Genomic DNA, 10,914 nt, shown 5'->3' on the forward strand with positions numbered 1-10,914 from the left:
AACGGCCAGGCGCCCAATCAGCGTTCAGCAGGCAACGCCCGACCGCGTTTTCTCAAAACGCTTCATGATGCCTGCTGCCCCAACACGCGCCTGAGGCTTGGAGAATTCCAGTTTTTTCCCAGCAGCACACGGCGGCTCTCAACCGCCTCAGACAGTGCTATCCCTACTGCGTGCCGGGTCGATCGGGGCACGCTGCGATGCGGCTGACAAGTTCTGTTCACGATTCGAGCTTTTCTGGCCGATTTCTTTCTTGACGCCGCGTCATTTTTGACATACCGTCAATTTTTGGAAACCTGACACCGCGTCATTTTTGTTCCATGAACTGGAATCGCCCTCCGACTCCCCTCGCTTGATTTGAAGGCATCGATGAGCATTGCCCCGGAAACACTCAGCCGAAAACAGGTCGAGATTCGTTGTCGCGAAGTCAAAATCCTGGAACTGGCGCGGCCCATGATCGCCCAGCGAGGCTTGGCGGGATTAAGCATGGACGCCATCGCGAAGCAGATGGATTACGCCAAAGGAACGATTTACAACCACTTTGGGTGTAAAGAAGAAATCATGCTGGCATTGGCGATTGCGGCGAACGAAAAACGCCTGGAATTATTCCACTGCGCCGCTGAACGACAGCAACAATCCCGCGACAAGATTTCAGCGATTGGCATTGCGTGTGAAGAATTTCGCACGCGGTTCGACGACCTCTTTCGGATCGACTGCCTGGTGCGACATACGGTGGTTTGGGACAAAGCCTCCGAGCAACGGCGCGAGATGTTAGCAGCGTGTGAACAAAGATGCATGCAACTGGTGGGACAGATTGGCAGTGAGGCGGCACAGGCTGGCGACCTGCCGTTACCCCGCGGAGTCAAGGTTGAAGACATCGTGTTTGGTCTTTGGTCACTGACCTATGGCGGCATGATCATTGACCAATCGAGTCCCGGATTAGATCTGATTGGGATTCGAAACACGTTTACGGCGATCCGGCGGAACTGCCATGCCTTGATGGATGGCTACAACTGGACACCGCTCTATGATCCGGAGGCGGACAAGAAACTGGTTCGGAATGTTCGAGCCAGTTTAAAACGAAACGTCAGTTCCTCGCTGACACTGCAGTCTCTTCAGGACATCGGTGGGAGATAATTTGATGCACCATTCTCAGCGACTTCGCAGAACCTCTCTTTTGACCGCCGTCGCAGTCTTCGTTGTCGGCTTGTCAGTCTGGGTTACCACTCAGTCAATGGGACAGGACAACAATCAGAGTTCATTGAAAACCGAGGACGACCGTTCGTTAACCAACCGTGGTCGATTGACTCCTGTCCGAACCATTCAGGTTGGCTCTGTCCCCGGTCCAGAGGTGACCCATCGGTATGTTGGCAAGCTGGCGGCTGATCAGACCAGCCTACTGAGTTTTCAGCGTTCTGGCCGCATCGTCACGATCGGGGTCAACGAAGGCGACGCCGTCAAGCAAGGCGATATCATTGCCGAACTTGATCAGGCCGATCTGGACGCACAGGAAAAGCAAATACAGAGCCAACTGGATGCCGCCGAGGCAACACTCGCCGAACTCGAAGCAGGGCCTCGCCCAGAAACCATCGAAGCCGCCAGGGCACGCGTCCGCGACTTAGCCTCCAACTTAGAACTGGCAAAACTGAACGAAAAGCGACAACAACGCCTGCGTGGTCAACAAGCTACCAGCGAAGCCGAGTTTGACCGCGCGATTCAAAACGCCCAAAGCTGGAACAACAAGTACGATGCCGCGAATGCAGAACTGAACGAACTGCTTGCGGGCACGCGGAAAGAAAAGGTACTCGCCCAGCAAGCAACCTGCCGGGCGATCGAAGCCCAGCTTCAACAGATTCAAACGCAGCGCCGATACAGCACCATTGTCGCGCCGTTTGATGGACTGATCGCGAGACGACTGCTGGACATTGGCCCGGTTGTTGCCATCGGCGAACCCATTGTTGAACTCGTCTCACATGTGCTGGAGGCTCAGATTGCAACTCCACCAAAGACAGCCGCCAAGCTCGCTGCCGGGCGTCAAGTTCAACTGGCGATCGGCAACGATTTGCGAGTAGGCACTGTCAGTCGAATTGAGCCAATCATTCGGCGCGAAGCACGAACACGCCTGGTGTACGTCCAGCTTACCCACCACGGCGATCTGCCAGCGCTTCCAGAGGGAAAAGAAATAGCAACGTGCGGCAGGAACAACCAAGGCAATTCTTGGATCAGTGGTCAGGTTGTGGAGCTTTGTTTGGGACTGGATGACACCAATGTCGCTCCTCAACAATACTGGCTTCCCGTCACGGCGATCCAGCGTGCGGCCAGAGGCGTCTGGACTGTGATGGTGGTCCCTGGGAAACAATCATCGGGAGTTTGCGAAAAACGCGCCATTGAAGTCCTGAAGACCGATGGCAATCTGGCTTTGGTACGTGGCATGGTCACGCGAGGCGAACGTGTGATCGCCAACGGCCTGCATCGGTTGGCAACCGGCTCTCAGGTGGAAGTCGTCACCGACAATCAGGCGACCAGCCCTGTTTCACTTCCAGGAGACGAAACATGAGTGCCACCAACGACTCGGCTGACACAGGCTCTGTCGATCGCTCAAACGGCATTGATTGGTCCACTTGGTTTTTGAACAACCCTCGCGGCATGCTGTTGATGGTGGGGTTAGTCATTGTCAGCGGCCTCACCTCGCTGGCAGTTTTGCCTCGGATGGAGGATCCGGTGATTGGCGAACGCGCGGGCCTTGTGGTCACACGCCTGCCGGGTGCCGATGCGGAACGCGTTGAGGTCTTGGTAACCGAACCGATTGAGGATCGAATCCAAGAGATCGAGGAAATTAAGAAGATCGCCAGCGAAAGCCGACCTGGCATCAGCACGATCCAGATTGAACTTCGCGAGGAAGTGTTAGAAACCGATAACGCCTGGAATGACGTGCGATCGAAGATCGATGACGTGATGTCAACGCTCCCGCCGGAGGCTTCACGGCCGGTCTTCGAAGAGATGGACGTCCGCGCCTATGCCTTGATCACGGCAGTCTGCTGGGACCATGACGACAACCCAAACTGGGGGATTTTAAGACGCCTGTCCAAGCAACTCGAAGATCGGCTTCAAGCGATTCCTGGGACGGAGATCGTTGATCGCTTTGCCGATCCCGGTGAACAAATCGTCATCGAATTGGATCCGACACTGATCAGTGAGTTGGGCATTACGATCCAGCAGGTTGCAGACGCGATGAATGGAGCCGATGCAAAGAGTGCGGCGGGCATCCTGCGATCGACAGACAACGAACTGATCATCAAACTCTCTAACCAATTTGAACAGACGGCACGCATCGCGGATACGCTTGTCGCAACAGGCCCCGACGGAGAAAGCATTCGGCTTGGTGACTTAGCCACCATCACGCGCGGGGTCCCAAGTCCATTGCCGCGACTGGCGATGGTCAACAATCGCCCTGCGGTCAGCCTCGGCACCATGGTTCGCCCGGGTGAACGTCTGGACATCTGGCGTGCAAAAGCACAAATGGTATTAGACCAGTTCCAGCGTGACCTTCCGCAAGGAATCTCGTTATCGATCCCACTCGACCAAAGCCGCTATGTTGATGCGCGGCTGGGATCATTGCTGACCAACCTGCTGATCGGAGCACTTGCTGTGACAGCTGTGGTGTGGTTTCTTATGGGGATGCGCAGCGCGCTGGTCGTCGGCATGTCACTTCCTTTGTCGGCCTTGACTGTGCTGTTCGGCCTGCGAGTCCTTAGCATCCCAATCCACCAAATGTCGGTCACGGGCATGATCATTGCGATGGGCTTGCTGATTGACAATGCGATTGTTGCAGTTGATGAAATCAGCGTGATGATCAAAGCGGGTAAAACACCGACACAGGCGGTGCGCAAGATGGTTCGTCACTTGGCGATTCCGCTGTTGGGCTCCACCATCACCACGGCCTTGGCGTTTGCTCCCATCGCAATGATGCCTGGCAACGCCGGGGAGTTCGTTGGTTCCATTGCCATCAGCGTGATCATTGCGATCTCAGCGTCCCTGTTTTTCTCACTGACCGTGATCCCAGCGATCGCAGCACGACTCCTATCGAACGCCGAACAAGATGCTAAACCGGTCAAGAAAAGCCTGCTGCGAGATGGATTTTCCAGTGACAAGCTGACCCAGCGCTATCGTCGCCTGCTGCGTTGGATTCTGGAAAAGCCGATGCGTGGCGTCGGCCTTGGGCTGATCCTGCCAGTCACAGGGTTCGCGCTGTCCACCACACTGCCGGAACAGTTTTTCCCTCCTGCAGATCGCGATCAATTTCACATCCAGGTTGAACTGCCTGTAAATTCTCCAATCGACAGCACCGTTGCGATCACCAATGAAATGACAGACCTGGTTCATCAAGCGGGTGCCGAACAAGTCAGTTGGTTCTTTGGCGAAAGCGCACCAACCTTCTACTACAACGTTGTTCGAAACAAACGTGGCGTCTCAAACTTTGCCAATGCAATTGTGCAAATGCCGACTGAAGAAGGCCTGCCGAAACAACTGCGTGAGCTACAACTGCAAGCCGATCGGCGCTTCCCTGAAGCACGGATCCTGTTTCGTCAGTTAGAACAGGGGCCACCATTCGATGCGCCGGTTGAACTACGTCTGTTTGGTCCAGACTTGGAGCAACTGACCGAACTGGGCGACAAAGTGCGACTAGCCCTTGCCAGTGCTCCGAACGTGATTCACACCAAGTCGCTACTGAACGAAACTCAGCCAGCGATCAGTTATCGCGTGAGTGAATTGGATGCCAAACTCTCGGGTTTAACCCCCAGCCAAGTTTCAGGACAACTGTTGAACCTGCTAGAAGGCCAATCGGCGGGAAGCGTTCTAGAAGACACCGAACAGATCCCAGTGCTGGTTCGAGTCAGCGATGATCGCCGTCGGTTGCTGCAATCGATCGACGGGCTCCCCATTGTCACTCGCGAGGGCTCGATCCCCGTTGGCAGTGTGGCAGATTCTGAATTGATCGGCCAAATCGCAGTGATCCCGCACTTCAATCGCATCCGCATGAATCTGATCTCTGGGTACGTGACTGCCGGAACTCTGCCATCGGAAGCACTGACGGCGTTTGAAGAAAACCTCGCAGCGTCCGGTTTCGTCATGCCGCCTGGCTACCGTCTGGAGTATGGCGGCGAGGCCTCTCAGCGAGACGACGCAGTCGGAAACCTGATGGCCAACGTTGGCGTCCTAGCGGTTGCCATGGTTGCCGTGCTGGTTTTGTCCTTCGGTTCGTTTCGACTTGCTGGACTTGTTTTGGTTGTTGCTGCGTGCAGCGGCGGCCTGGGCATGATTGGCCTGTGGATGGGTGGCTACCCGTTTGGGTTCATGGCCATCATTGGCATCATGGGCTTGATTGGCGTTGCCATTAACGACACGATCGTCGTGCTTGCCGCATTGCAAGGAAACACCAAAGCAAGAGGAACTTCCTTAGACGGCCTGATTGATACCGTTGTCGGTTGTACACGGCACGTTGTTGCCACCACACTGACGACGATCGCAGGGTTTGCACCACTGATCATTGATGGCGGGGAATTCTGGCCTCCGCTGGCAATCGCGGTCGCAGGCGGAGTCGGTGGCGCGACCTTGATGGCAGTCATCTTTATTCCGGCGGCTTACCGATTGATCGTCAAGCCACTGCCTCAACTGATTTGCCAACAGGCGACTCAACCTGCTGGCTTGGCAACTGCGTAACGCAACGTCAGCTTAAACGCCCACGACTTCTCGCCACGTTTTGGCCATCAATTGGTGGCCTTGCTGGCTGGGATGAACGCCATCGCCCGCTAACTCGCTTGGCTTGGTGCCTTCACTGACCGCTTGATCAAAGACGTCCTGGAATGGAACCCACAGAGCGCCTGCACCCTTGGCAACTTCCTGCGCATAATTGCGACGCACGTCAAACTCGGGAAACCATTTGTCCTTGTTCTTTTGCACGGTTCCGCTGTCGAGCACAAACGGTTGGCAAACCACAAACACGGTGTTTGGAAGGGCCTTGCGAGTCCGTTCCAGCAAGGCAGCGAAACCATCCCGATAGGTTTCGGCGGTGCCTTCGTAGCGACCATTTAGCTTGTGCCAAATGTCATTCACTCCAATCAGAATGCTCAACACCTTGGGCTCAATCTCAATGCAGTCGGCTCGCCAACGACGGTCCAAGTCAGGAACTTTATTGCCGGAAATGCCTCGGTTGTGGATTTGCAAATCTAACTCAGCATGATCCTTCAACAGCCCTTCGGCAACGAACTTTGGATAGCCTCGACCGAGCCCTGCATTGGCAACTGGCTTGCGTTTTTCTCGGCCAGCATCGGTGATCGAATCACCTTGAAACAGAATCACATCACCCTTGGATAACGTCACGCCCTTTTCAGCAAACGCTTTGGCAGGTTTCAGACAGGCAACGGAACCCGCAGCAGCGGCGGCGGCAAGAACGGTGCGACGTTTCATAGGTGGGCTCTTTCAATGAGAATTCGGTTCGACAAGATGCAATGGCAACGACCGCCATCACACAGGCCCCGATAGTTTACCTCAAACCCAATCAATCTGCAGCCATCGCACTTCGACGCAATCTGTCTGTAGAGCTCCCTGCTTGCGCGACAAGAGCTCACAGCTTGCCGCACTGGTTTCTCCCTCCCGGGGAGTGCAGCCAGTACAGAAGCTGGCCCCGCGTTCTGACTCGCGTTCTGACTCGCCGAACTTCTGCTAGCGGTGGCGTCAAAGACGCTTCAGATGGATGACAGACCGGCAGCGAGCACCAAAGCCGCTGACTGGAGGTCTCGCCCACGGCAAACCGACAAGCACCGCCAGGGTCGCAGCTCCCTCACCGCACGATTCTCAGCTATCGTCATCCAGCTGACGCTGTTTGGAAACAAGCTCTCTGCGTTTCTGCATGTAATCGCGATGCCTGCTTTCATACGCTTCCGACTTTTTCACCATGGAAACGATGTTAAAAATTCCGAAGCCAACAAACAGGACTCCAAACAAGGGAAACACCATCGGAATAATCCTGAAGACACCCGGAGCCCCCATTGACGAAGCCGCCGTGGAAATCCCGGTGGCAATGACCGTCCACAGGATGCCAAATCCCACCACCATTCCCCCCACGACCATGGCACCGCCTTTGGTGGGAAGCGAATGCTGCCCATGCTTATTGGTCACCATGTGAGACATCCGATCGCGTTCCCACTGGCGGTCTAGTCGCTCGATGGTCGTGCTATGTTTAATCGCCTCCACATCGCGAGCGATTTGCTCGGTGGCCTCCTTAAGATCCTCCAGGACCTCGGTCGAGTACGTGCTACCGGTTTGCTGAATCGACAAACGCGTCTTGCAGAAACCACAGGTCACAAATTTCGCTTTCGCAGCGACCTCCAATGGGGCGCTACAGTGATTGCAATTCAGTGGAATAACTTTCATGGACAGTCTCTCGCAACGCGACTCGTTCAAAAAAAAAGGGCCCGATGCTGGCAAACATCGGGCGCTTCATTATCAATCATTCTTCCGTGCAGGAACACGTGGCCTACAGGTTGATCTCGTAGCCTTTGCGGCTTTCCCGAGAAAGGAAACCATTGGCCTGAGAATCGCCGATGACTTCACGTTTCGCGGGATCCCACTCCAAGGCTCGGTCTAAACGCATGGCGATATTGGACAGGTGACAGATTTCGAGCATTCGGTTGTGTGACCAAACATCGGAAATCGGTTGCTTTCGCGAACGCATGCCTTCGATAAAGTTAGCGGTATGATTTGCGCTAACCGGACCGCCATAAACGTTTTCAATGGCGCCGTCGGGCAACGGGTTTGTTTTCCAATCTTCGATGGGCTTGCCTACGATCTTGCCACGGTTGACAAAGAATCGTCCCTTGGTGCCTTCGAACATGATGCCGTTGTCACCTTCGCTGGTGATGATCATTTCAACGTCATTCGGCATATCGACTTTGATCTTAAACTTGGTTGCTGCGTTGTACTGATCATGGACCGTTGGCTGGCCATCTTTGTAGTTAACGGGCAAGGTGTATTCCAACGGCGTCACTTTACTGGGACCGGTTTCGGTTGCTCCCAATGCCCAGCAAGCGATATCAACGTGGTGTGCTCCCCAGTCAGTCAGCTTTCCACCTGAGTACTCGTGCCAATTCCGGAAGGCGTAGTGGCAATTGCTATAAAGTGGGACACCCCCACCATAGCCTTTTCGCATTTCAGGCAGCGCACGGTAGTCAACCTTTGGCGCTGGTCCAAGCCACCGGTCCCAGTCCAGCCCTTTGGGCACATCGGTGACTGGAATCACGGGTGAAGGCGACATGCTGTTGATCCCACAGGTGACTCGTTTGATCGTACCGATGCGACCGAGCTGAACCATTGCAACGGCTTGCAAGAAACGCTGACCGCTTTCGCTACGCTGCATGGTTCCAACTTGGAACACGCGACCGGTTTTCTTGACCATCTGTTCGATCAACTTGCCTTCATCGATCGTCAATGTCAGTGGCTTTTCACAATATACATCCTTGCCTGCCAACATGGCCTCAACGGCGATTTTGGTGTGCCAGTGATCGGGGGTCGCAATCATCACCGCGTCGATGTCCTTGCGATCCAAGACCTCTCGATAATCCGCGTAGCCATCGGGCGTTTTGCGACCGTCACGGCCAACTTTGCTGCGATTTTGTTCCAGAACGTTCTGATCCACATCCGCCAACGCCGCAAAGTCAGCAAACCTGAATGACTTGCTGGTGATCGACCAACCTTGATTGCGCAAACCAATGGTCGCAAACACGGGGCGTTCGTTAGGAGACAAGTCGGCTGCAGCACGTCCAGTTGATGTAAAGTACATCCCCGCTGTACCCACTGCGGCAGCGGACTGAACAAAACGACGACGACTTAGTGGTTGAGAACCCGACATGGAAGCAATACCCTATCAAATGAATGTACGAATCAATTGCCAAAACTCGTTAGCAGCACTCGTCCCTAAACAGGACAAGCCAAGCGGATAACGCTGCAACGAACCCAGCAAACACAGTGTTTGAATGCACCTGTATCATAGTCTCTGAGCACTGAACCGGAAAGGAACTGAGCTCGATCGCGCCCGAAAGCTGTTCCATTGGTGCCATCTCTCTAACACAAACACGCGAGGCGAATGCGATGGATTTCTGGGATACCTTCTTTGACAGCGACCACCGACAGCGGCGAGATATCGAATCGCTACGTAAAAGCGAAGCAGCCAGAAAGCGTGCTGAGAACCGCAATCTTCGCTCGCTGGATGATCAGCAAGCCCGGATCGAAGCGTTGGAACAACAAGTCGGCGAACTGAGGCTGGTCTGCCAAACCTTGCTGACAACTCTCAAAGAATCAGGCACGGTAAAGCCCGAACAGATTTCCGAAGTCATGCATCGAATCGACGCTGCCGATGGCGTCGTCGACGGCCAGTCCACTCCGCGTGGACCAGATGAACCACCATCCAAAGGCCCGCAGATTCGCGCTTGGTAAACGAGCGTTGGACCCGACCATCGTGAACGACGTGATCTGAATCAAGACTGCCTGGCTGAAATCCAATGCATCGAGCGATGTCAAGAGCGGAAGACGGAATCCGTGAAGGTCCCCTGGCTGTCGGCAAAAGTATCCTGCTCAATGCCCATCGCCTGCAGGATGCTCAGTTGCAAGTTCGCCATCCGGGTCTTGCCTTCAGCGTGATACACTCCATGCTGCAAGCCCATGTTGGTGCCACCGGCAATCAACGTGGGCAGATTGCGTGGTTGGTGGGTGGTACTGGCTCCACTGCCATACAGCACAATGGTGTTATCCAACACCGTCCCCTGGGAATCCTGATAGCTGTTCAGACGCTTGAAAAAACCTGCTAACTCCTCGCTCAAGAAGCGATCGTATTTAGCGAACTCCAACTGTCCCGCTTTATCACCAGCGTGTGACAGATTGTGGTGCGTCCGACTTAGACCTAACTTCAGCGGAAAGGTATCGCTGATGCCCATGCCATCTTCGCGATTGAGCATGAATGCGATACTCCGCGTGATATCAGCATCGAATGCCAATGCAATCAAGTCGAACATCGTGCGATAGTAGCTCGCGGGATCTTGCTCCGGCGAAACATCCAAGTCCAAATGCGAATAGTCCTGCTGCTTGAGCGGAATGTCAGTCCACTTTTCCGATGCCGCTAAGCGACTTTCGACTTCATCCAGCGAGGCCAAGTATTGTTGCATGGTCTGCCGATCCGTCTGCCCAAGTTGCTTATCAAAGGACTTGGCGCTTTCCAAAACAGCGTCGACCAATTTGATCTGCCGGCGCAACTGGTCTCGTCTTGCATTGAGCGCACCGACGTCCGCTCGAAATAGGCGATTGAAGACCTGCCGAGGATTATTTTCAGCAGGAATCGGCCGCCCCGCATGGTTGTAAGAAATCGTCCCTGTTCGTGACAAGAATCCCACGCCAGCATCAATCGACAACACCAATGATGGCTGACGACAATGCCCCTTGGTATGGCGAGCAACCACCTGATCCAGGCTAACGCTGTTGTAGCTGTCACGCGTTTCATCGTGCAACGGCGCTCCAGTGAGCCACATATCAGAACAGGTATGCGGATCGGACTTCAATCCATTCTCATGGTACAAGCCACCGACGAAACTCAGCTGATTGCGAAAACTCTCCAGAGGTTTGGTTGATTCACCAAACACGAATTGGCCATCCTGCTGCTGACGCGGGAACCAGCTCCATTGATCAATTTTGTGTTCTGCTTTGGGGAGCGACATGCCGTTGGCCGTGTAAAGGGCACAGAATCGGCGTGGCACCTGACCAGCAACTTCGCTGCCCATCGCTTCAAGAGCAGGCAGCGCCAACGCAGTGCCTGCAATCCCTTTTAGAACAGCACGACGGTCAATCGATTGCGATTTCATCACGAATCAC

The 10,914-nt window shown here is 54.6% G+C and carries 8 protein-coding genes; 4 read left to right on the forward strand and 4 right to left on the reverse strand.

All coding sequences use genetic code 11. From position 1 onward, the window contains the following. Positions 1-366 precede the first annotated feature (366 nt). Genes SV7mr_RS22080 through SV7mr_RS22090 form a run of 3 tightly spaced genes read left to right on the forward strand, consistent with a single transcriptional unit; the run spans position 367 to position 5,718 of the window. Positions 367-1,134: a TetR/AcrR family transcriptional regulator gene (locus SV7mr_RS22080; protein ID WP_145276772.1), complete on the forward strand. Its 768-nt coding sequence runs from the start codon at positions 367-369 to the stop codon at positions 1,132-1,134. 4 nt (positions 1,135-1,138) lie between these two features. After that, positions 1,139-2,554: an efflux RND transporter periplasmic adaptor subunit gene (locus tag SV7mr_RS22085; RefSeq protein ID WP_145276774.1), complete on the forward strand. Its 1,416-nt coding sequence runs from the start codon at positions 1,139-1,141 to the stop codon at positions 2,552-2,554. After that, positions 2,551-5,718: an efflux RND transporter permease subunit gene (locus SV7mr_RS22090; RefSeq protein WP_145276777.1), complete on the forward strand. Its 3,168-nt coding sequence runs from the start codon at positions 2,551-2,553 to the stop codon at positions 5,716-5,718. Before SV7mr_RS22085 ends, SV7mr_RS22090 begins: the two co-directional genes overlap by 4 nt. A 12-nt stretch (positions 5,719-5,730) precedes the next feature. On the opposite strand, the gene SV7mr_RS22095 is transcribed toward SV7mr_RS22090, so the two are convergent. From SV7mr_RS22095 to SV7mr_RS22105, 3 genes are all read right to left on the reverse strand, one after another. Then, on the reverse strand, positions 5,731-6,465 hold the full coding sequence (locus SV7mr_RS22095; RefSeq protein ID WP_145276779.1) for an SGNH/GDSL hydrolase family protein: 735 nt from the start codon (positions 6,463-6,465) through the stop codon (positions 5,731-5,733). Positions 6,466-6,852: 387 nt separating this feature from the next. Continuing rightward, positions 6,853-7,431: a hypothetical protein gene (locus SV7mr_RS22100; protein WP_145276781.1), complete on the reverse strand. Its 579-nt coding sequence runs from the start codon at positions 7,429-7,431 to the stop codon at positions 6,853-6,855. A gap of 103 nt (positions 7,432-7,534) precedes the next feature. After that, the gene (locus tag SV7mr_RS22105) at positions 7,535-8,905 is read right to left on the reverse strand and encodes a Gfo/Idh/MocA family protein (protein WP_145276783.1); all 1,371 of its coding nucleotides are present in this window, start codon (positions 8,903-8,905) and stop codon (positions 7,535-7,537) included. A 239-nt stretch (positions 8,906-9,144) separates the two neighbouring features. Between SV7mr_RS22105 and SV7mr_RS22110 the strand changes: the two genes are divergently transcribed. After that, positions 9,145-9,489: a hypothetical protein gene (locus SV7mr_RS22110; protein ID WP_145276785.1), complete on the forward strand. Its 345-nt coding sequence runs from the start codon at positions 9,145-9,147 to the stop codon at positions 9,487-9,489. Positions 9,490-9,569: 80 nt separating this feature from the next. Here the strand turns inward: SV7mr_RS22110 and SV7mr_RS22115 are convergent, their stop codons facing one another. Beyond that, positions 9,570-10,904 carry a DUF1552 domain-containing protein gene (locus SV7mr_RS22115; protein ID WP_145276787.1) on the reverse strand — a complete coding sequence of 445 codons (1,335 nt, stop codon included), beginning with the start codon at positions 10,902-10,904 and terminating at the stop codon, positions 9,570-9,572. Positions 10,905-10,914 lie beyond the last annotated feature (10 nt).

This window comes from Stieleria bergensis (assembly GCA_007745635.1).
In the GTDB taxonomy this organism is placed as follows: Bacteria; Planctomycetota; Planctomycetia; order Pirellulales; family Pirellulaceae; genus Stieleria; species Stieleria bergensis.